The sequence below is a fragment of the Xanthomonas hortorum pv. pelargonii genome, assembly GCF_024499015.1.
GTDB classification, from domain to species: Bacteria; Pseudomonadota; Gammaproteobacteria; order Xanthomonadales; family Xanthomonadaceae; genus Xanthomonas; species Xanthomonas hortorum_B.
Genome location: NZ_CP098604.1, coordinates 4,317,280 through 4,337,564 on the forward strand (window position 1 = coordinate 4,317,280; position 20,285 = coordinate 4,337,564).

Annotated in this window: 16 protein-coding genes and 1 pseudogene; 12 read left to right on the forward strand and 5 right to left on the reverse strand. The window is 65.5% G+C overall.

All coding sequences use genetic code 11. The annotated features are described in order from the left end of the window. Positions 1–144 precede the first annotated feature (144 nt). Positions 145–726 carry a hypothetical protein gene (locus NDY25_RS18570; RefSeq protein ID WP_168958462.1) on the forward strand — a complete coding sequence of 194 codons (582 nt, stop codon included), beginning with the start codon at positions 145–147 and terminating at the stop codon, positions 724–726. A 16-nt stretch (positions 727–742) separates the two neighbouring features. On the opposite strand, the gene NDY25_RS18575 is transcribed toward NDY25_RS18570, so the two are convergent. Continuing rightward, on the reverse strand, positions 743–1,417 hold the full coding sequence (locus NDY25_RS18575; RefSeq protein WP_074057240.1) for a class I SAM-dependent methyltransferase: 675 nt from the start codon (positions 1,415–1,417) through the stop codon (positions 743–745). A 287-nt stretch (positions 1,418–1,704) separates the two neighbouring features. Between NDY25_RS18575 and NDY25_RS18580 the strand changes: the two genes are divergently transcribed. Together NDY25_RS18580 and NDY25_RS18585 are read left to right on the forward strand one after the other, a co-directional pair. Then, on the forward strand, positions 1,705–2,037 hold the full coding sequence (locus NDY25_RS18580) for an SMR family transporter (protein WP_168958461.1): 333 nt from the start codon (positions 1,705–1,707) through the stop codon (positions 2,035–2,037). A 115-nt stretch (positions 2,038–2,152) separates the two neighbouring features. Further along, on the forward strand, positions 2,153–3,775 hold the full coding sequence (locus tag NDY25_RS18585) for a hybrid sensor histidine kinase/response regulator (RefSeq protein ID WP_168958426.1): 1,623 nt from the start codon (positions 2,153–2,155) through the stop codon (positions 3,773–3,775). A 777-nt stretch (positions 3,776–4,552) separates the two neighbouring features. Here the strand turns inward: NDY25_RS18585 and NDY25_RS18590 are convergent. The 4 genes and pseudogenes from NDY25_RS18590 to NDY25_RS18605 all read right to left on the reverse strand — a co-directional run bounded on the left by NDY25_RS18590 (position 4,553) and on the right by NDY25_RS18605 (position 8,622). Next, positions 4,553–4,831 (reverse strand): oxidative damage protection protein, encoded by a 279-nt coding sequence (locus NDY25_RS18590; protein ID WP_168958425.1) that lies wholly within the window; start codon positions 4,829–4,831, stop codon positions 4,553–4,555. A gap of 53 nt (positions 4,832–4,884) precedes the next feature. Then, positions 4,885–5,958, reverse strand: a complete 1,074-nt coding sequence (gene mutY / locus NDY25_RS18595) for an A/G-specific adenine glycosylase (protein WP_168958424.1) — start codon at positions 5,956–5,958, stop codon at positions 4,885–4,887. 56 nt (positions 5,959–6,014) lie between these two features. Further along, positions 6,015–7,701, reverse strand: a pseudogene (ftsY, locus tag NDY25_RS18600) (signal recognition particle-docking protein FtsY). 204 nt (positions 7,702–7,905) lie between these two features. Further along, complete coding sequence (locus tag NDY25_RS18605) at positions 7,906–8,622, reverse strand: AraC family transcriptional regulator (RefSeq protein ID WP_006451835.1); 717 nt, start codon at positions 8,620–8,622, stop codon at positions 7,906–7,908. Between the two features lie 160 nt (positions 8,623–8,782). Here NDY25_RS18605 and NDY25_RS18610 point away from each other — a divergent pair, with 160 nt between their 5' ends. The 9 genes from NDY25_RS18610 to NDY25_RS18650 all read left to right on the forward strand — a co-directional run bounded on the left by NDY25_RS18610 (position 8,783) and on the right by NDY25_RS18650 (position 20,272). Further along, positions 8,783–9,721, forward strand: a complete 939-nt coding sequence (locus NDY25_RS18610; RefSeq protein ID WP_168958422.1) for a proline racemase family protein — start codon at positions 8,783–8,785, stop codon at positions 9,719–9,721. Next, complete coding sequence (locus NDY25_RS18615) at positions 9,721–10,983, forward strand: NAD(P)/FAD-dependent oxidoreductase (RefSeq protein WP_168958421.1); 1,263 nt, start codon at positions 9,721–9,723, stop codon at positions 10,981–10,983. Before NDY25_RS18610 ends, NDY25_RS18615 begins: the two co-directional genes overlap by 1 nt. Continuing rightward, positions 10,980–11,225 carry a 2Fe-2S iron-sulfur cluster-binding protein gene (locus tag NDY25_RS18620; RefSeq protein ID WP_055825951.1) on the forward strand — a complete coding sequence of 82 codons (246 nt, stop codon included), beginning with the start codon at positions 10,980–10,982 and terminating at the stop codon, positions 11,223–11,225. Before NDY25_RS18615 ends, NDY25_RS18620 begins: the two co-directional genes overlap by 4 nt. Next, on the forward strand, positions 11,218–12,531 hold the full coding sequence (locus NDY25_RS18625) for an FAD-dependent oxidoreductase (protein WP_168958420.1): 1,314 nt from the start codon (positions 11,218–11,220) through the stop codon (positions 12,529–12,531). The genes NDY25_RS18620 and NDY25_RS18625 overlap by 8 nt, the downstream gene beginning before the upstream one ends. Beyond that, entirely contained in the window at positions 12,528–13,436 is a 909-nt protein-coding gene (locus NDY25_RS18630) for a dihydrodipicolinate synthase family protein (protein WP_168958419.1), read from the forward strand. Before NDY25_RS18625 ends, NDY25_RS18630 begins: the two co-directional genes overlap by 4 nt. Before the next feature lie 212 nt (positions 13,437–13,648). Next, positions 13,649–15,265: an aldehyde dehydrogenase family protein gene (locus NDY25_RS18635; RefSeq protein ID WP_168958418.1), complete on the forward strand. Its 1,617-nt coding sequence runs from the start codon at positions 13,649–13,651 to the stop codon at positions 15,263–15,265. Continuing rightward, on the forward strand, positions 15,262–16,461 hold the full coding sequence (locus tag NDY25_RS18640; RefSeq protein ID WP_168958417.1) for a M24 family metallopeptidase: 1,200 nt from the start codon (positions 15,262–15,264) through the stop codon (positions 16,459–16,461). The genes NDY25_RS18635 and NDY25_RS18640 overlap by 4 nt, the downstream gene beginning before the upstream one ends. A 95-nt stretch (positions 16,462–16,556) precedes the next feature. After that, on the forward strand, positions 16,557–18,395 hold the full coding sequence (locus NDY25_RS18645) for a DUF885 domain-containing protein (RefSeq protein ID WP_256628013.1): 1,839 nt from the start codon (positions 16,557–16,559) through the stop codon (positions 18,393–18,395). Further along, positions 18,392–20,272: a DUF885 domain-containing protein gene (locus NDY25_RS18650; protein ID WP_168958415.1), complete on the forward strand. Its 1,881-nt coding sequence runs from the start codon at positions 18,392–18,394 to the stop codon at positions 20,270–20,272. Before NDY25_RS18645 ends, NDY25_RS18650 begins: the two co-directional genes overlap by 4 nt. The last annotated feature ends 13 nt before the right edge of the window (positions 20,273–20,285 follow it).

Consider the following 20,285-nt stretch of genomic DNA (forward strand, 5'->3'; position numbering starts at 1 on the left):
GTGGTGCTCAATCGCCTGTGGTGCTGCAGCGCGTGGTACTCCGCAACGCATCACCGGTCGAGGAGCCTGCATGGCCGGGTATCCTTGTGGGCTTGATCGGACGAAGGAACGGCAATGACGAAAAACCACTGGTGGTTGGTGGCAATGGCACTGGCTGCGGCCATGCCGTGTGGCGCGTCCACGCTGCCTGCGAATGCGTCAAAGTTGCTGCCTGCCGGGCAGACGGTGATCGGCGTTGCCACTGCGGATCTGACTGGAGACGGCCGGCAGGATTATGTAGTGGCCCTGCGCGCCGCGTCTGAAGGCACCTTGGATGCGCTGCGCTCCAGCGGGCGCGTTGCGCCTGCACGCACCTTGCTGGTGTTGGTGGCGAACGCGGACGGTGGCTTTGTCGAAGCCGGGCGCAATACGCGGGTAATCTTCAAGGCCGACGAAGGCGGCCAGTGCGATCCGTTTCTGGATGGCGAAGAAGGCTTGGTGGCGAAGGGCGCGTATTTCACCGTGCAGAATGGCGTGTCGTGCGGGCAGCATTGGACCGACTACATCACCTTCCGCTACGACCGTGCGCGCGGTGGGTTCTTCTTCCACAAGCGTGTGACGGAAAGCTGGGAAATGAATACCGATGACAGGCCTGACGCCGAGGCGATGCGGATGAGCGAGCACACCGAGATCAAGGCTGACCCGCGCAAGCCGGTGTCGCTGTCGGCGTACACGCCGACGCCGTGATGGCATAGCGCTGCGATCAACCGCCTGTCGGCCTCCAGTTGTCCATGTTGCGCCGATAGACGAACAGGCGCGGTGCCTTGGCAACCTGCACCGAGGCCTGGCGATCGCCGGCAATCAGCGAAAACCCGATGTCTGCGAGCATGCGCGATAGCGCATTGGCATTGCCGCGGCCCGGGTCGCTGATGACGATCTCGCACGAGGGCTTGGCAAGCGCGGGGATGAGTTTTGCCAGCATGGTGGCGTGGCGGGTTTCGTAAAGCACGTCGCTGGCGATGATCATGTCGAACTGGCCCATGTTCGGCGCGCCGGTGTCCCAGTCCAGGCGCCGATACGGCACCGATTCCAGCGCATTGAGCGCAGCGTTGTAGGCCAGAAACACTTCGGCCAGCGGGTGGTGATCGCTGGCAACGACGTCGGCGCCGCGCCTGCGCAGCACCAGACTCGCCAGCCCCAAGCCGCAACCGAGTTCGAGGATGCGTCTGCCTTCGATCGGGCGCGTGGCCATCGCTTCGGCCAGCAGTTGCCCGGCCGGCCAGACCTGGCCGAACAGACTCCACTGCGCGGACGAAATGCCCGCCTCGGCAGCGCTTTCATCGGGATCGGCGTACTGCTGCTTGTCGGCCAGTGCGCGAATGACGTAGGTCAGCTGCCCGAAGGTCAACTCGTGAATCTGGGTCTGGTAGCCCGGCATGGTGATACCGCATGGGTCGCCAGACGAAGGCACTGGCGCGGGAAAGAATGCGCGCAACGGTGCCAGAACGGCCGGACGCGGCGCAGGAGCTGCTTGGTGCCCGCGCATGCTACGGCAAAACCTTGCCGATGCACGTCTGCGGATGTCTAGGCATGGCAGCGTGTGGCACCACGCTTGGCTGGCTTGCAGCAAGCGACCATGTCTGCAATGGCTCACAGCTGCGCGCTTGCATGCAAGCCGGCGCTGGCGGTTATGGTCGCCGGATTGCGGACGACAAGGTGGCAGCGATGAAGAACTGGGTGTTGCTGGCGGTGGCAATCTGCGCAGAAGTCACCGCGACCTCGGCGCTCAAATCCAGCGAAGGCTTCACGCGCTTGTGGCCATCGCTGCTGACGGTGCTCGGCTACGGCATTTCGTTTTATTTTCTGGGGCTCACGTTGCGGGTCATCCCGGTCGGCATCGCCTACGCCCTGTGTTCGGGCGCGGGCATCGTGCTGATGTCGCTGGTGGCGTGGGCACTCCATGGGCAACGGCTGGATGCACCGGCGATGCTGGGTATGGGGTTGATCGCGGCTGGGGCAGTGGTGATCAATGTGTTTTCCAGGGTTGCGCCACACTAGCCTGTACGGGTGAGCGCTGCCGTAGTGGCAAAACGTACCCAGCGCATGTGAGGAGTCAACTAACCGCCTCCAACTAGACTCCGGTCATGAACATTGCCCTGCGCAGAAGATGCACTTGAACGATCCCGGTCACGGAGCGCCATGTGCGCCCCACATCAGCGGATCTCGCGCTCCTCCTGCCGAGAGGCAACGCTCGGATATCTTTTTTGCCGCGGTGGAAACCACGCGGATGCCGATGACGGTGACCGATCCGCATCTACTGGACAATCCCATCGTGTTCGCCAACCGCGCATTCCTGGAAATGACCGGGTATTCGTCGGAAGAGGTCATCGGCCACAATTGCCGCTTTCTGCAGGGGCCGGACACCGATCCGGCCAACGTCAACGAGGTTCGCGCCTCCATCGCCAACCGTCGCGAATTCGCCACCGAGGTGCTGAATTACCGCAAGGACGGCTCCTCGTTCTGGAATGCGCTGTTCGTCTCGCCAGTGTTCGATGACAAGGGCGAGCTGGTGTATTTCTTCGGTTCGCAGCTGGACGTGAGCCGGCGCCGCGACGCTGAGGACGCCTTGCGTCAGGCGCAGAAGATGGAAGCGCTGGGTCAATTGACCGGCGGTATCGCGCACGATTTCAATAATCTGCTGCAGGTGATGTCCGGCCATCTGGAAGTGATCCAGATGATGGCTGCGGACGGCGGTGGTAATGCCAAACGCATTGCGTTCAGTGCCGAGCAGGCGGCCGCTGCTGCGGCCAAGGCGGCCACATTGACCCAGCAATTGCTCGCATTTTCGCGCAAGCAGAAGTTGCGCGGCGGCGTGGTGAATCTCAACGGTCTGGTGTCGGGCATGAACAACATGGCCGAGCGCACGCTGGGCGGCGACATCAGCCTGCGGCAGTCGCTGGAAGAGGGGCTGTGGAATTGTCAGATCGACACCACCCAGGCCGAAATGGCGCTGCTGAATGTGTTGATCAACGCGCGCGATGCGATGGCCTATGCCGAGCGCAAGGAAGTCACGGTACAGACGCAGAATGTGGAGATCACCAGCCACGAGCTGGCGACCTATCACCAGTTGGCACCGGGCCGGTATGTGAGCATCGCGGTGCGCGACACCGGCTCGGGCATGCCGCCGGACATCGCCAGCCGGGTGATGGAGCCGTTCTTCACCACCAAGGAAGAAGGCCAGGGCACCGGGCTGGGGTTGTCGATGGTGTACGGCTTCGTCAAGCAGTCTGGCGGCACCGTGCGCATCCATAGCGAAGTGGGCGAGGGCACCACGGTGCGGCTGTATTTCCCGGCATCCAGCGAGTATGCGGAGGACGTGCAGGCGGTCAAACAGCGCGTGATCGAGCAGGGAGGTAGCGAGAACATCCTGATCGTGGAAGACAAGCAGGACGTGGCGGTGGTTGCCAAGCTCTTTCTGGAAGGTGCCGGCTACCGTGTCCTGTGCGCATCCAGCGGACGCGAAGCAATCGCAGTGCTGGAGCTGCATCCGGAGGTGGATGCGTTGTTCACCGATCTGATCATGCCGGGCGGCATGAATGGTGTGGTGCTCGCACGCGAGGCCTGCCGCATGCTGCCCAACATCAAGATTCTGCTCACCACCGGCTACGCCGATGCCGGCATCCAGCGCACCGACGTGGGTGGCGCGGAGTTCGGCGTGGTCAACAAGCCGTATACGCAGAAGGAATTGCTCAAGCGTATCCGCCTGTTGCTGGACGGGCCTGCTGGGATCTGTTGAGCGATGTTTGCCGAGGCTATGCGGATGCCTGGTTGAAAGTGTCGCGGCCAAGGGCGACTGACACAACGTAGCGAGCGGTCAAAACGGTAGCGAGCGTTCGCCTGGCGGTGAGCGCAGTGGTTTTTGTTGGCCGCTTCTTGTTCGATGTAGTCAGAAGCCCAGATCACAAGCCTGGTCGGTCGAGGGCGCGGTGCCCTCGCCGCTCGCGGGACACGCCGTGAACCCGTCCCTGGGGGCTCGGTGGCGGCATCCATGCCGCCACGGTCCCGCAATCGGCGAGGGCACCGCACCATAGAGTTGGTCGGTAGTCGGGTGAAAGCCTGCCTGCTGCTTGGCTTGTGTTGGGAAGCTGGAATTATTCAAACCACGCACGTCATGCATTGCTTGCACCATGTACACCGACCATATGCATTGCTTGCACTCTGCACACCGACCATATGCATTGCTTGCACTCTGCGCACCGACTATCTCGACTGGTCCTTGCCCGCTCACCGTCGCGGGACCTTACGCGGCATGGATGCCGCGTAAGAGCTTACAAGGACGTACTTGCAGCGTGTCCCGCGATGGTGGGCGGGCAAGGGCCCTGCAGCCAAGCCGCAGATCAAGCCGCAGATTAGCCGCCCTACAGCGAAGACCCAGATCGTTCGCTCTGCAATAAACCAGCGTGAAGTCGTTTTGCGAGCCGCTCTAAATCAGCGCTGCATTAGTCAGTGCTGCATGAGCCGGCAGGCTGCGCGCCCGTCTGGCGGTAAGCGCAATGGTGCCCGATGGCCGCGCTTACTCTTCGCTCATCGGCGCGACATAGCCATCCGGCTTGTCGGCGTTGCGCTCGAACAGGAACTTCTGCAATTCGGCTTCGAGAAAGGCGCGGTGCTTGGGGTCGCGTGGCGAGAGCCGGTTTTCGTTGATCAGCATGGTCTGATGCGCCAGCCACGCCTGCCACGCGGTCTTGCCGATCTGCGCGAACACGCGCTGGCCGAGTTCGCCGGGATACGGAACGAAATCCAGGCCGTCGGTGTCGCATTGCTGGTACTGGCAGAACACGGTGCGTGACATGCGGATTTCCTTGGATGCGCGCTCAGTGTGCGCGCTTGGAGTGTGAGTGCGCCTTACAGAGCGTCGAGCAGTTTGCGGATCGGCGCCGGCAGGCCCAGCGATGCGAGATCGGCGCGGGCCACCCAGCGCAGATCGTCATTGTCGCGCACCGCCGGACGCAGTGCGACCTTGCGGATGCGCAACGGCCGCAGATGCAGGCGGTAATGACTGAAGGTGTGCACGATCAGCGGCATCTCATCGGCGCGCTCGTAATCACCTTGGATATGGTTGGCGAACCATGCGCGCATGCCGCTATCGGTTTCGGCCTGTGGCAGTGTCCATAGCGAGGCCCAGATACCGGTCGGCGGGCGGCGCTGCAGGAGGATCTGCTTGTCTGCGTTTTCCAGCAGCAGCGCGGTGGCCTCGCGCTCGGGTAATTGTTTGCCGGGCTTGGGCGTGGGCAATGCTTCCACCAAGCCATCGCGGCGCGCCACGCAATCGTCCTGCAACGGACACAGCACGCACGCCGGTTTTGCGCGTGTACACAGCGTGGCGCCGAAATCCATTTGCGCCTGCGTGTAGTCGGCCAGGCGGCCGGCCGGCACATGTGCGACATGCGTCGTAGCCAATTGCCATAACTGCTTTTCGATCACCGGCAGGCCGGGATAGCCGGCAATGCCATGGAAGCGCGTCAGCACGCGTTTGACGTTGCCGTCCATGATCGCAAAGCGGTCGTTCCAGGCCTGGCTGAGGATGGCGCCCGCCGTGCTGCGGCCGATGCCGGGCAGCGCGAGCAGCGCATCGAAATCACGTGGCAACTCGCCGTCGTGCAAGGCGACGCATTGCTTGGCGGCCGCATGCAGATTGCGTGCGCGTGCGTAGTAGCCCAACCCGGCCCAATGCGCCATCACGCTGTCGTTGTCGGCCGCAGCCAGGTCGGCCAGGGTCGGGAAGCTGGCGACGAACTTCAGGAAGTACGGGATGACCACCGCGACCTGGGTCTGCTGCAGCATGATTTCCGACAACCACACGCGGTAGGGCGCACGCGGATGTTGCCAGGGCAGATCGTGACGACCGTGGCCGTCGAACCAGTGCAGCAGGCGGTGGACGAAAGCGTCAGCGGTGGGCGTGGCGTGGTCGGCTGGCATGGGCTCTGCTGGCGATGACTTCATAACGGCGGCAGACGCGTGCAAGCGTCTGCCGATCAGCTGCCCAACGCTTCCGGCAGCAACGCATCGACGAAGGCGACCGGGTCGAACACGCGCAGATCTTCCGGGCGCTCGCCGATGCCGGCAAAGCGGATCGGAATACCGAACTCGCGCGCCAGCGCGAACACCACGCCGCCCTTGGCGGTGCCATCGAGCTTGGTGACCACCAGTCCTGTGACGCCGACGGCGGCATGGAACCGGCGCAGCTGCGAAATGGCGTTCTGGCCGGTGGTGCCGTCGATGACCATCAGCACTTCGTGCGGTGCGGCGGCGTCGATCTTGCCGAGCACACGGCGGATCTTGCCGAGCTCGTTCATCAGCCCGGTCTGGGTGTGCAGGCGGCCGGCGGTGTCGGCGATCAACACTTCGGTGCCGCGCGCCTTGGCCGCCTGCAGCGCGTCGAACGCCACCGAGGCGGCATCGGCGTTTTGCCCCTGCGCGATCACGGCCACGCCGTTGCGGTCGCCCCAGGCCTGCAATTGCGCCACCGCAGCGGCGCGGAAGGTGTCGCCGGCGGCCAGCATCAAGCTGTTGCCTTCGTCCTTGAAGCGCTTAGCGAGCTTGCCGATGGTGGTGGTCTTGCCGACGCCGTTGACGCCCACGGTGAGGATCACGAACGGCTTGACCGAGCGATTGATGACCAGCGGTTTGGAGACCGGCTGCAGCAGCGCGATGAGATCGGCGCGCAGCGCCTTGAACATCGCCTGTGCATCGACGAACTCGCGCGACTTCATGCGCTTGCGCAGGCCTTCGACCAATGCTGTGGTCGCGCCGATACCGACGTCGGCGGTGATCAGTGCGGTCTCGATCTCGTCGAGCAGATCGTCGTCGAGCTTGGGGTTGCGCGAGAACAAACCGCCGAAGCTGCGCGCGAAAGTGCTGTTGCGCAGACGATCGCGCCAGCCCGGCTTGCCGGCCGGGGCTGCGGGTAGCGCATCGCGCTGGCCAACGATGCTGTCGTTGCGTTCATTGTCTTGGGTGGTCGGCGGCGGGGTGCTGACGATGACCGGTGCGGTGACGACGGGCGTAGCGACCGCGGGAGTTGCGGCAACCGGTGAAGCTGCAGACATAGGCGCTGCAGCAGGCGGTGCAACGACAGTTGGTGTCGCAGCCGGCGCAGCAGGTGTCGCAGTCGTCGACGGTGCGGCAGGTGCGAGCGTAGAAGCGGCACTCTGCGACGGCGTCGCAGGAGTTGCTGGCGTGGCCGGCTGCGAAGGCGCAGCAGCAGGCGGCACTGGTGCGGTGTATGACTGCGTGACAACCGGCGCCACCACCACTGGAGTGGGGGCAGTAGGCGTGACAGGCGGTTTGGGATCAGGCAGTGCCTGCAATGCCGAAGGCGCGGGCGTTGCCGGCGCGGCAGGCGCCGTGGGCACTGCCGCGATGCTCTGCGCCTGACCGGTACGCGCGGCGATATCTTGCGCAAGCTGCTCGGCCGGAGCGGCAGCGGGCGGGGGCCGTCGGCTCGTCCTGTGCGGGAGCAGGTGTGGCACCCGGCGCAGCAACCGGCACCGCTGCTGGCGTGCCGCTCGGCGCAGCAGCTGGCATGGCCTCAGCCGGTGAAACCGGGGTGGCGGCAGAAGGTGCGGTCGGAAATGCGGCTGCCAGTTCTTCCAGGCTGTAGCGCGAGGTACGCGCGCTGTCGGGCGTGGTTGGCTTGTTGCGGCGAAAGAAGCTGGCCATTGGCAACGCAGTTGGGGAAACCCGAAATTCTACCATCCGGGCCCTGGCTCGCCTTGACGCGACCTTCAGCGTCGCCTCATCCGGGGCAGCATCCGGTGCGCTGCGTGGTCGCCGCAAGGACTACGCAAATGACATCGCGACGGCAACCCGAATCCTGCCGAATTCGGCATTTGTGCCAGCCGTATGTCAGCGCCGATTTTTCGCTTACAACTGGCCCTTGAGCGCGCGGTAATCGCGCGGCGTCATGCCGACCGTGGCCTTGAATTGGCGTGCGAACGCGCTCTGGTCGGCAAAGCCGCAACGTTGCCCGATGCTGGCGATGCTGTCGTCGCCGTACAGCAGCCGCATCGCCGATTCGATGCGCAGCTTGGTCAGCAGTTGCTGCGGCGTCACCTGGAATACGCGGCGGAAATGCCGCTCCAGCTGCGCCACCGACAAGCCGGCCAGATCGGCCAGACTCTGCACGCGCAGGTTGTCGCCGAAGTTGGCCTGCATGTGCTCCATCACCTGGCTCAAGCGTTCGTAGGCCGAGTGGCGGCTGTCGGGCTGGCCCAGATCGCGCGAAATACCCACGATGCCGATCACTTCGTCGGCTTCGCATAGCGGGCGCTTGAAGGTCAGGCACCAGCCGGGCAGGCGATTGGGGTACAGATGCACCTCCAACTGATTGTCGATGAGCTCGCCGCACAGCACGCGGCGGTCCTGCATCATGTAGCTTCCACCCAGCGGCAGCGGGAACACTTCCAGCGGCGAGCGGCCGATGATTTCGCTGCGCAGCTTGCGTCCCAGCCGGCGCACGAGCGTAAGGTTGCAGTGGGTGTAGCGGCCCTGCCCATCCTTGATGAAGAACACCACGTCCGGCAGTGCGTCGAACAGCGTCTGCATTTCCAGCGCGGGAAGGTTGAGGTCCATCGGCGTCATGGTGGCGGTCACGATTGACGGCTGCACGAAAGGCGCGGCCCAGCAATGATCCTAGCGCAAACGCGGGGCTGTGAACCGGGTTGTCGATTGTGCAGATTTCCGCATTTGCAACTCGCATTGGACGCTAGTCGCCTGCCAGCCCGCAGTGGGAGCATGAGCCATGCACACCATCGATGTCATCGACTCCCATACGGCCGGCGAACCTACCCGCGTGGTCCTCTCCGGCTTCCCCGATCTGGGCGATGGCGATCTGGCGCAGTGTCGCGAGCGCTTTCGCAACGAGTTCGATCAGTGGCGCAGCGCGATCGCCTGCGAACCACGCGGCTCGGACACCATGGTCGGCGCCTTGCTGCTGCCGGCGCGCGACCCCAGCGCCTGCACCGGGGTGATCTTCTTCAACAACGTCGGCTACCTGGGCATGTGCGGGCACGGCACCATCGGAGTGGTGCGCACGCTGGCCGCGCTGGGGCGCATCGCGCCGGGCCAGCACCGCATCGAAACCCCGGTCGGCACGGTCGGCGTGGAGCTGGCCGAAGACGGCACGGTGTCGGTCGACAATGTCGAGAGTTATCGCTTTGCGACCGGCGTGGAGGTGGACGTGCCCGGGCATGGCCGGGTGTGTGGCGATGTGGCCTGGGGCGGCAACTGGTTTTTCATCACCGAGCAGGCGCCGTGCGTGCTGGATCTGGCGCATCAGCGCGAACTGACCGCCTACACCGAAGCGATCCGGCTGGCGCTGGAAGCGGCCGGCATCACCGGTGAGGCCGGTGGCGAGATCGACCATATCGAAGTCAATGGCCCCGCGCCCGATGGCAGCGGCCTGGCACGTAATTTCGTGCTGTGCCCGGGCCTGGCCTACGACCGCTCGCCATGCGGCACCGGCACCAGCGCCAAACTGGCCTGCCTGGCCGCCGACGGCAAGCTGGGCGAGGGCGAGCACTGGGTGCAGCAAGGCATTCTGGGTAGCACGTTCGAAGGCAGTTATCGGTTGAGTGGGCGTGGCATTGCGCCGCGCATCAGCGGGCAGGCCTACATCACCGCGCGCTCGCAGTTGTCGATCGACCCGGCCGACCCGTTCGCCTGGGGCATCGTGGCCTGATGCACCAGCCGCCGCGCGCGCAGGGAAATGCCAGCGCAGCGCCTGCTGCGTCAGCCGCCGTGTCCGCTGCCGCGCAGACCGGTGATGCGGCGGCGGCACACGCCGCTGCACGAGCAGACACGCACACATCGCCGACCGCTGCGTCCACGCGACGCAGCTACGACCTGATTGTGATTGGAGCAGGCATTGTCGGCGCGGCCTGCGCCGAGGCGGCTGCTTGCGAAGGGTTGCGCGTAGCGATCGTCGAGCCGGGGCCGATCGGCGGCGGCTCCACCGCGGCGGCCATGGGGCACCTGGTGGCGATGGACGACGACCCGGCCGAGTTGGCGTTGTCGGCGTACTCGTTACGGCTGTGGGAGCGGTTTGCGCAACTGAGCGAGGCCGAATTCAGCCGCTGCGGCACGCTGTGGGTGGCGCGCGATGCACGCGAGCTGGCGGCGGTGCCGGCCAAGATCGCACGGCTGGCGGCGGCCGAGCTGCATGCCGAAGCCATCGACGCGAGCCAGTTGTACGCGCTGGAACCGCAACTGGTGCCGGGCCTGGCCGGCGGCATGCGCGTGCCCGGTGAGGCCATGGTGTATCCGCCGCGGGTGGCGCGGCATCTGGTGAGCCTGGCCTGCAAGGCGGGCGCGCAGCTGTTTGCCGGCCGCAAGGTGGAGCGGTTGCAGGCGCATGGGGTGCGTCTGGACGATGGTCAGCTGTTGGCCGGCCCGGTGCTGGTGGCCAGCGGTGTGGCCTTGCCGCAGTTGCTGCCCGAGCTGGCGTTGCGCCCACGCAAGGGCCATCTGGTCATCACCGATCGGCATCCGGGGGTGATCCGGCATCAGTTGCTGGAGTTGGGCTACGCGGATTCGGCGCATGGCGCCGACGACACCAGCGTGGCGTTCAATGTGCAGCCGCGACCGACCGGGCAGATCCTGATCGGCTCTTCGCGCCAGTTCGGCGAGCACGATCGCGCGCTGTCGATGCCGGTGCTGCAGCAGATGCTGCAACGTGCCTTCGCCTATCTGCCGGTGTTGCGCGAGCTGCAGGCGATCCGGGTGTGGACCGGGTTGCGCCCGGCCACACCGGACGGGCGGCCGTATCTGGGGGCGGTGCCCGGCCGGCGCGATGTGTGGGTGGCCGCCGGTCATGAGGGGCTGGGTGTCACCACGGCGCTGGGGAGCGCACGGGTGATCGTGGACAGCCTGCTCGGGCGTACGCCGGCCATCGACCCGGCGCCTTATGCACCGGCACGCGCCGTGCACGGTGCGGCCGCATGAGCGCGACGGTGCGTCTGCACGTGGATGCGCAACTGGTCGAAGTGCCGGCCGGCGCCAGCGTTGCCGCGGCGGTGGCGCTGGCGACGCTGCAGTTTCGGCAATCGTGCAGTGGCCAGCCGCGCGCGCCGTTGTGCGGCATGGGCGTGTGTTTCGAATGCCGGGTGCGTATCGATGGCATCGGCCAGCAACGCGCCTGCCTGGTGGATGCGCGCGACGGCATGCAGGTACGCACCGATGGCTGAGCGCGTGCAGCATTTCGATGTGTTGGTGATCGGCGCCGGCCCGGCCGGTCTGGCGGCGGCGCAGGCGGCTGCCAGTCATGGCGTGCGCGTGGGCGTTGTCGACATGCAGCCGCGTGCCGGCGGGCAAGTGTGGCGCAGCGATGTGCAGCACGGCGCGCCGGCCGATGCGCGTGCGCTGTTGCAACAGGTGCAGGGCGATGCATCGATCACGCTGCTGACGCGCACGCAGATTCTGTTGGCGCAGCCGGGTTGGCTGTTAGCCGATGGCCCGGACGGCACGCTGCAACTGCATTACGCCGCGCTGGTGCTGGCCACCGGCGCGCGCGAATTGCTGCTGCCGTTTCCGGGCTGGACCTTGCCCGGCGTCACCGGCGCCGGCGCCGCGCAGGCGCTGGCCAAACAGGGCTGGCCGCTGGCCGGCAAGCGCGTGGTCGTCGCTGGTAGCGGCCCGTTGCTGCTGGCCAGTGCGGCCACGCTGCAACGGCATGGCGCACAGGTGCTTGGCATCCACGAACAAACTTCTGCAGCTGCGTTGCGGCAGTTCGCATTGCAGTTGTGGCGCTGGCCGGGTAAGGCGGCGCAGGCGGTGTCGTTGCGCCTGCAGTTGCGCGCGGTGGCGTATCGCGCCGGCAGCTTGGTTGTTGCCGCTTACGGCGACACGCAACTGCGCGAAATCGAAATCGAAGGGCCTGCCGGTCGTACGCGTGTCGCCTGCGATCAACTGGCGGTGGGCTATGGCCTGGTGCCCAACACCGAACTCGCGCAACTGCTGGGGTGTCAGCTAGAAGCCTGCGGCGCGCATCAGCAAGTACGCGTGGATGCGTTGCTACGCACCAGTGTCACCCAGGTCTTTGCTGCGGGCGAGGCCTGCGGCATCGGCGGGCGCGATTGCGCGCTGATCGAAGGCGCGATGGCCGGGCACATGGCTGCCGACGCACCGGACGCTGCGCTGCGCCTGCAGCCGCGGCGACGTGCCGCGCGTGCGTTCGCCGAGTTGCTGCAACAGCAGTTCGCTCTTGATCCACGTATCCGCACGCTGGCGCAGCCGGACACGCTGGTGTGCCGCTGCGAAGACGTGCCGCTGGGCGCGTTGGACACCTTCAACGATGCACGCGATGCCAAGCTCGCTTCGCGCTGCGGCATGGGCGCCTGCCAGGGCCGTATCTGCGGCACTGCGCTGGCCGAACTGGGGCGCTGCCCGCCCGAGCTTTCCACCGACGCCGGCCGCCGGCCGCCGTTGTTCCCGGTCCGCCTCGCGGCGCTGGCCGACCCGTTCACTTCCGACTCGCAAGGGAATCATCCATGAGTATTGCTGCGTTCTGGCACGGCGTGTTGCCGGCCATCACCACCCCGTTCACCGCCTCCGGTGAGATCGACCACGACTTCCTGGCCAAGCACGCCAATCAACTGGTGGACGCCGGTTGCACCGCGATCGTGCCGCTGGGCTCGCTGGGCGAAGCGGCCACCCTGAGCGTGGACGACAAGCTGGCCGTACTCAAGACGCTGATCACTGCATTGAACGGCCGCGTGCCGGTGGTGCCGGGTATCGCCAGCCTGGCGACCGGTGAAGCGGTGGCGCTGGCGAAAGCGGCCAAGGAACTCGGTTGCGGCGGGCTGATGGTGTTGCCGCCGTACGTGTATTCCACCGATTGGCGCGAGATGGGCGCACATGTGCGCGCAGTGATCGCCGCGACCGATTTGCCGGTGATCCTGTACAACAACCCGGTGGCCTACAAGACCGACTTCGGCCCGGCGCAGATCGCCGAGCTGGCGGCCGAATTCCCCAATCTGCAGGCAGTGAAAGAATCCTCGGGCGATGTGCGCCGCTTCGCCGCGTTGCAGGAATTGCTGGGCGATCGTCTGGCGCTGCTGGTCGGCATGGACGATGCCATCGTCGAAGGCCTGAGCATGGGTGCCAAGGGCTGGATCGCCGGTCTGGTCAATGCGTACCCGAAGGAATCGGTGCGCCTGTTCGAACTCGCGCGCGATGGCGGGTATCCGGCCGCCAAGGAACTCTACGATTGGTTCCTGCCGCTGCTGCGCCTGGATACCGTGCCCACCTTCGTGCAGCTGATCAAACTGGTGCAGGCAAAGGTCGGCCTGGGCAGCGAGTATGTGCGCGCACCACGGCTGGTGGTGGCCGGCGCCGAGCGCGAGGCTGCGCTCAAGGTCATCGATCACGCGATTGCCACTGCGCCAAAACTGTCCTGACGATGACGTCTTGCTGCACGCTACTGGGTGATCGCCGTGCACGGAGTCACGCGCTGACGTGGCGGCCGGTGTAGCGAGACTGGTGTAGTGAGACGTTTGTCGATGAGGATGTCGCATTACCGCGACATCCTCATCGCTCCTGGTCGGCCGCTGCCGCACGGTGCGCAGGGTCTGTTTCCATGCAACTGTTTCATGCAACCGAAGGTGCCGCAATGAACGACACGATCCACTCCATCCCCTTGCAGCAGGCCGAGGTATTGCTGGCCGGCCAGTGGCAAGCCAGCCGCGATGCGACCGGCAGCTTCCGTGCGGCCGACCCGACCACGGGCGAGGCGATCGGGCCGCAATTCCCGGTCAGCGGTGCGGACGACATCGAGACGGCGATTGCGGCGGCGCAAGCGGTTGCAGCAGAGCTTGCGGCAGCGCCGGGCGAACAGATTGCCGGGTTTCTCGACGCCTACGCCGACGCGCTGGACGCCGATGCCGACACGCTGGTCGCGCTTGCGCATGCTGAAACCGCATTGCCGGCGCCCACGCGCTTGCGCGGCAACGAACTGCCGCGTACCAGCGGCCAATTGCGCCAGGCCGCACAGGCAGTGCGTAGTTACAGCTGGACCCAACCCATCATCGATACCGCTGCCGATCTGCGTTCGCATCTGGCGCCGCTGGGCAAGCCGGTATTGGTGTTTGGCCCGAACAATTTCCCGTTCGCCTTCAATGCGATTGCCGGCAGCGATTTCGCCTCGGCCATTGCTGCGCGTAATCCGGTGATCGCCAAGGCGCACCCGCTGCATCCGGCCACCAGCCAGCGCATGGCGCAGCTTGCGCACGCCGCCTTGGTCGCGGCGGGCCTGCCGGCTGCGGCAGTGCAGTTGCTGTATCACTTCGACAACGCGATAGGTGTGCGACTGGCCGGCGACGCGCGGCTGGGGGCAATCGGCTTCACCGGTAGCCGCGCAGGCGGGCTGGCGCTGAAGGCGGCCGCCGATGCGGCCGGCGTGCCGTTTTATGCAGAGCTCTCCAGCGTCAACCCGGTGTTCCTGTTGCCGGGCGCACTGGCCGAACGCGGTGCCGCCTTGGCGCAGGAATTCTTTTCCTCGTGCACCTTGGGCAGCGGCCAGTTCTGCACCAATCCCGGCGTGGTGGTGGTGCCGCATGGCGAAGCCGGCGATGCGTTCGTTGCCGCGACCACGGCGCATTTCGACGCCGCCATGCCGATGGTGCTGTTTTCCGGCTCCGGCGTGGAAGGTGTGCAGCGCGGTGTGGCGGCCTTGCGCGCTGCCGGTGCCGCGCTGCTTGCTGGCGGGCACACCGGCGAGGACGGCTATCGCTATGCGCCGACCTTGTTGAGCGTGGATGCGCAGGCGTTCATCGCCAATCCGCAGGCGCTGCAGACCGAGGCCTTCGGCCCGGTGAGCCTGCTGGTGCGTACGCGCGACGTCGCACAGATGACGCAGGTCGCTGCTGCATTCGAAGGCAATCTCACCGGCACCTTGTATCGCGCAACCGATTGCAGCGACGATGCCGCCTGGCAGGTCATCGCACCGGTGCTGCGCGCGCGGGTGGGGCGGTTGATCAACAGCAAGATGCCGACCGGCGTAGCGGTAAGCGCTGCGCAGAATCATGGCGGGCCGTTCCCCAGCACCGGGCATCCGGGGTTCACCGCAGTGGGAATGCCTGGCTCCATTCGCCGTTTCGCTGCCTTGCATAGCTACGACGCGGTGCCGGACGCCTTGCTGCCGGCCGAGTTACGCCAACGCAATCCGGGCGGTGTGGCACGTCTGGTGGATGGGCAGTGGAGCACTGCAGATCTCGGAGCGGGCACATGAGCAGCCAGATCGGCGGGGTGTCGTTGGAACAGGCACGCGCGCAACTGACGCCGTGGACGCAACGCGCCGCGCCGATCGCCGCCGACGAATACCAACAGCGCATCGAACGCGCACGCCGCCTGATGCGCGCGCATGGCGTGGATGCATTGCTGGTCGGCGCCGGCACCTCGCTGCGCTATTTCACCGGCGTGCCATGGGGCGCGAGCGAGCGTCTGGTCGCGTTATTGCTGACCTTTAATGGCGACCCGGTGTTGATCTGCCCGGCCTTCGAAGAAGGCTCGCTGGATGCAGTGTTGAAGATCCCGGTCGCCAAATATCTGTGGGAAGAACACCACGACCCGTACGCGCTGGTGGTGCAGGCCATGGACGAACGCCACGCGCATGCATTGGCGCTGGATCCAGGGATTGCGTTTGCCGTGCACACCGGCCTGCGCGCGCACCTGGGCACGGCGATCCGCGATGCCGCGGCCATCATCGACGGCTGCCGCATGTGCAAGTCGCCGGCCGAGCTGGCGCTGATGCAGCAGGCCTGCGATATGACCCTGCTGGTGCAGCGGCTGGCGGCCGGCATCGCGCAGGAAGGCATCGGGACCGATCAATTGGTGCGCTTCATCGACGAGGCGCATCGCGCGCTGGGCGCGGACAACGGCTCCACCTTCTGCATCGTGCAGTTCGGCCATGCCACCTCATTCCCGCACGGCATTCCCGGTGTGCAGCACCTGCGCGAAGGCGAGCTGGTGCTGATCGACACCGGCTGCACCGTGCAGGGCTATCACTCCGATATCACTCGCACCTGGATCTACGGCACGCCGAATGCTGCGCAACAGCGCATCTGGGACCTGGAGCAGGCGGCGCAGGCTGCGGCGTTTGCGGCGATACGCCCAGGCATCGCCTGCGAAGCAGTGGACCAGGCGGCGCGCAAGGTACTGGAGGCGGCAGGGCTCGGCCCCGACTATCGCTTGCCCGGCCTGCCGCATCGCACCGGTCACGGCTGCGGGTTGGCGATTCATGAGGCGCCGTATCTGGTGCGTGGCAATGCGCAGCCGCTGCAGCCGGGCATGTGCGCCAGCAACGAGCCGATGATCGTGGTGCCCGGCGAGTTCGGCGTGCGTCTGGAAGATCATTTCTATGTCACCGACGCCGGCGCGCAGTGGTTTACGCCGCCGTCGCTAGCGATCGACCAACCGTTTGCATGAGCCTGCACGGGCCAACGCATCCGTAGGAGCGCGCTTGCGCGCGAATGGCTTTATCGGTAAAGCCCATCGCGCGCAAGCGCGCTCCTACAGCCGCCATTGCATCTTGGAGTAACTGCACGAACCACCTGCGTCCTGTTGCCATCGGCCTGCTTGCCGCCGCCTTGTTCACTGCCTGCAAGCCGGCGCCGCCCGCAGCGGAGACAGCGGCTGCGGCCACTTCCGCGCCGAGCAGCGAACAGGCCGCCAAGGCCTTCGACGCGCTGCTGGACAAACAATGGCAGTACCAGCTGCAGCACAACCCGGAGTTCGCCAGCATTATCGGCGACAAACGTTACAACGATCGTTGGAGCGACTACTCGCTTGAGGCCGTGCAGGCCGAGCGCAGCGCCACTGCCGAGCTGCTCAAGCAGTTCGAAGCGATCGACAGCAAGACGCTGGACGAACAACGCCAGCTCAGCCTGCAGATGATGCTCGGCCAATTACGCGACAAGCTGGAAGGCATCGACCTGAAAACCTATGCGATGCCGCTGGAGCCGATCGGCGGCATCCAGTTGGGGTTGGCAGGCTATGGCGATGCGTTTCCGTTCGAAAACGCCAAGGATTATCAGGACTACATCAAGCGCCTGCAGACGATTCCCACGGTGATCGATCAGGTGATTGCGGTGTCGCGCCAGGGCGCGAAGGAGGGCCTGGTGCAGCCGCGTTATTTGCTGGAGCGCCTGCCCGAGCAGATCGACAAGATCGCCGCGCTGACCGGCGAGCAGAGCCCGTTCGCCTCGCCGCTGAAAAAACTCGACGCCGCCGTGCCGGCCGACCAGCGCGACGCGCTGCGCAAACAATTACTCGCTGCGATCGAGCAACAGGTACGCCCGGCCTACGGCAAGTTGGCCGCGTTCGTGCGCGATGAATACGCCGCACAAGGGCGCGCGCAGGAAGGTGTGTGGTCGCTGCCCGATGGTGAGCGTCGCTATCGCTACGCGATCCATACCCAGACCACCACCGATATGGCACCGGAGGAGATCCACCAGATCGGCCTGAAGGAAGTCGCGCGTATCGAAGGCGAGATGACGGTGATCGCCAAGGCGCAGGGCTTTGCGGATCTGGCCAGCTTCCGCAAGGCGGTGGACACCGACAAACGCCATTTCGCCACCTCCGGCGAGCAGATCCTGCAGCAATACCGCCAGTACATCGCCGCAATGGAACCTGAGTTACCCAAGCTGTTCGGCCACCTGCCGAAAACACCGCTGGACGTACAGGCGATGCCGGCGTTCCGGCGCAGCGCACCCGGCGCCGAATACTGGCAGAGCAATCCGGAAGGCACCAAGCCGGCGATCGTGAAGGTCAATACCAGCGACTTCGCCAGCCGCACCTTGATCAATATCGAAACCACCGCGTATCACGAAGGCGTGCCCGGCCATCACCTGCAGATTTCGCTTGCGCAGACGCTGCCGTTGCCGCCGTTCCGCCAGCAGGCCGGCTACAACGCCTACATCGAAGGCTGGGCACTGTACGCCGAGCGCCTGGGCAAGGAGATCGGCTTCTTCAAGGATCCGTACAACGATTACGGTCGCCTCTCCGGCGAACTGTTGCGGGCAAATCGGCTGGTGCTCGACACCGGGGTGCATTACAAGCACTGGAATCGCCAGCAGATGGTGGATTTCTTTCACGCGCATCCGTCCGATGACGAGCCCAGCATCCAGTCCGAAACTGATCGCTATATCGTCTGGCCGGGCCAGGCCTTGGGTTACAAGCTGGGGCAGCTGCAGATTCTGGCGCTGCGTGCGGAGGCTGAAAAAGAACTCGGCGCTCGCTTCGATGTGCGCGCCTTCCACGATGCGGTGCTGGGCGGTGGCGCGATGCCGCTGGCGATGTTGCAGCAGCGCGTGCGGCAGTGGATTGCGCAGGCCAAAGCCGCGCCGGAGGCACGCGGATGAAGACGAGCAGCGTTTTACGCGCCAGCGCATTGAGTCTGTTGATTGCCGCGAGCGTGAGTGGCGTTGCCGCGACCGTCCAGGCCGCCGAGCCGGTCGCCGCCACGCAGAATACCGCCACGCAGAACGCGGCAGCCGCGCGCTTCAAAGCGCTGTACACACGCGAATGGCGCTGGCGGCAGGCGCAGCTGTCCGGCGCGGTGGACGAAGACAACCAGGCCACGCAAGACAAGCAGTCCGACCATCTGCCCAAGGTCGATGTGGCCACGCAAAACCAGCGCACCGCGTACTGGCAACACGCCTTGAAGGAACTGGATGCGATTCCGTCGGCGCAGTTGCCGGCCGAAGACCAGGTGAGTTATCAGGTGTATCGGCAACAGTTGCTGGTGCTGCTGGATCAGCAGCATTTTCGTGCCTGGGAAATGCCGTTCAACAGCGACTCGGCGTTCTGGAGCGATCTGGGTTTCAGCGCCGAGGCCAAGTTGCGCACGCGCGAGGACTACCAGCGCTATCTGAAGATGCTGGCCGATATCCCGCGCTATTTCGCCGAGCACACCGACAATATGCGTGCCGGCCTGGCGCGTGGTTTCAGCCAGCCCAAGGTGACACTGACCGGACGCGACCAGTCCATCGCCGATGTGGCGCAAGCCAAGGGCGAGGCAAATCCGTTCTATGCGCCGTTCAAGCAGATGCCGGCGACGCTGCCGGCCGATGTACAGGCGCAACTGCGGCAGCAGGCAGTGCAGACCATCGATGCGCAGGTGCTACCGGCCTACGCCAAGCTGCTGGACTTCATCCGCAACGAGTACCAGCCGCGCGCACGCACCACGCTGGCCGGCGAGGCCTTGCCGGATGGCCAGGCCTACTACCGCGCGCAGATCCGCGAGTTCACCACGCTCGAGTTGAGCCCCGATCAAATCCATCAGATCGGCCTGCAGGAAGTGGCCAAGCTGCGCACGCAGATGGATGAGACCATCGTCGCCAGCGGCTTCAAACCGCCGGCCGGGCAGGCGGTGTTTCCGGCCTTTCTGCAGTTCCTGCGCAGCGACCCGCAGTTCTATGCCAAGACGCCGGAAGAATTGCTCAAACAGGCTGCATGGATCGCCAAGCGCGTGGATGCCAAGGTGGGCGATTACATCGGCCGGCTGCCGCGCAGACGCTTCGCCATCGAACCGGTGCCGCCGGAGTTGGCGCCGTTCTATACCGGCGGCCGCGGCGGTCCCGGCATCTATCTGGTCAATACTTACAACCTGCCATCGCGGCCGTTGTACAACCTGACCGCATTGACGTTGCACGAGTCATCGCCCGGCCACGCACTGCAAATGCCGCTGGCGGCAGAAGCGCAAGGCCTACCGGAGTTCCGCCGCTATGGGTTCATCTCCGCCTATGGCGAGGGCTGGGCGCTGTATTCGGAGTATCTGGGCCAGGAAATGGGCATGTACGACACGCCCTATGATCGCTTCGGTTACCTGACCTACCAGATGTGGCGCGCCTGCCGTTTGGTGATCGACACCGGCATCCACCACAAGGGTTGGACGCGTGCGCAGGCGCAGGCCTACCTGCGCGACAACACTGCCTTGAGCGAGCACGAAGTCACCACCGAGGTGGATCGCTATATCGCCTGGCCGGGGCAGGCGTTGTCGTACTACCTGGGTGAGTTGAAAATTCTTGAGTTGCGTCGCAAGGCCGAAGCCGCCCTGGGCGAGACATTCGACCTGCGCCATTTCCACGACGCGGTGCTGCAGACCGGCTCGGTGCCGCTGCCGGTTCTGGAGGCGCGCATCGACCGGTTCATTGCCGACGGTGGTGTCTCGCCGTATGCCGCCGAAGACGCTGCCGAGTCACTGGCGGCAGATGCCAAGGCGGCTGCCAGCGACTGATCCACGTAAGACC

What these genes read in the sequence shown, in the direction of transcription:
- NDY25_RS18570 (WP_168958462.1), top strand. Translation starts at nt 145, where the DNA reads ATGGCACTGGCTGCGGCCATGCCGTGTGGCGCGTCCACGCTGCCTGCG.
- NDY25_RS18575 (WP_074057240.1), bottom strand. Translation starts at nt 1,417, where the DNA reads ATGCCGGGCTACCAGACCCAGATTCACGAGTTGACCTTCGGGCAGCTG.
- NDY25_RS18580 (WP_168958461.1), top strand. Translation starts at nt 1,705, where the DNA reads ATGAAGAACTGGGTGTTGCTGGCGGTGGCAATCTGCGCAGAAGTCACC.
- NDY25_RS18590 (WP_168958425.1), bottom strand. Translation starts at nt 4,831, where the DNA reads ATGTCACGCACCGTGTTCTGCCAGTACCAGCAATGCGACACCGACGGC.
- mutY (WP_168958424.1), bottom strand. Translation starts at nt 5,958, where the DNA reads ATGCCAGCCGACCACGCCACGCCCACCGCTGACGCTTTCGTCCACCGC.
- NDY25_RS18605 (WP_006451835.1), bottom strand. Translation starts at nt 8,622, where the DNA reads ATGACGCCGATGGACCTCAACCTTCCCGCGCTGGAAATGCAGACGCTG.
- NDY25_RS18610 (WP_168958422.1), top strand. Translation starts at nt 8,783, where the DNA reads ATGCACACCATCGATGTCATCGACTCCCATACGGCCGGCGAACCTACC.
- NDY25_RS18615 (WP_168958421.1), top strand. Translation starts at nt 9,721, where the DNA reads ATGCACCAGCCGCCGCGCGCGCAGGGAAATGCCAGCGCAGCGCCTGCT.
- NDY25_RS18620 (WP_055825951.1), top strand. Translation starts at nt 10,980, where the DNA reads ATGAGCGCGACGGTGCGTCTGCACGTGGATGCGCAACTGGTCGAAGTG.
- NDY25_RS18625 (WP_168958420.1), top strand. Translation starts at nt 11,218, where the DNA reads ATGGCTGAGCGCGTGCAGCATTTCGATGTGTTGGTGATCGGCGCCGGC.
- NDY25_RS18630 (WP_168958419.1), top strand. Translation starts at nt 12,528, where the DNA reads ATGAGTATTGCTGCGTTCTGGCACGGCGTGTTGCCGGCCATCACCACC.
- NDY25_RS18635 (WP_168958418.1), top strand. Translation starts at nt 13,649, where the DNA reads ATGAACGACACGATCCACTCCATCCCCTTGCAGCAGGCCGAGGTATTG.
- NDY25_RS18640 (WP_168958417.1), top strand. Translation starts at nt 15,262, where the DNA reads ATGAGCAGCCAGATCGGCGGGGTGTCGTTGGAACAGGCACGCGCGCAA.
- NDY25_RS18650 (WP_168958415.1), top strand. Translation starts at nt 18,392, where the DNA reads ATGAAGACGAGCAGCGTTTTACGCGCCAGCGCATTGAGTCTGTTGATT.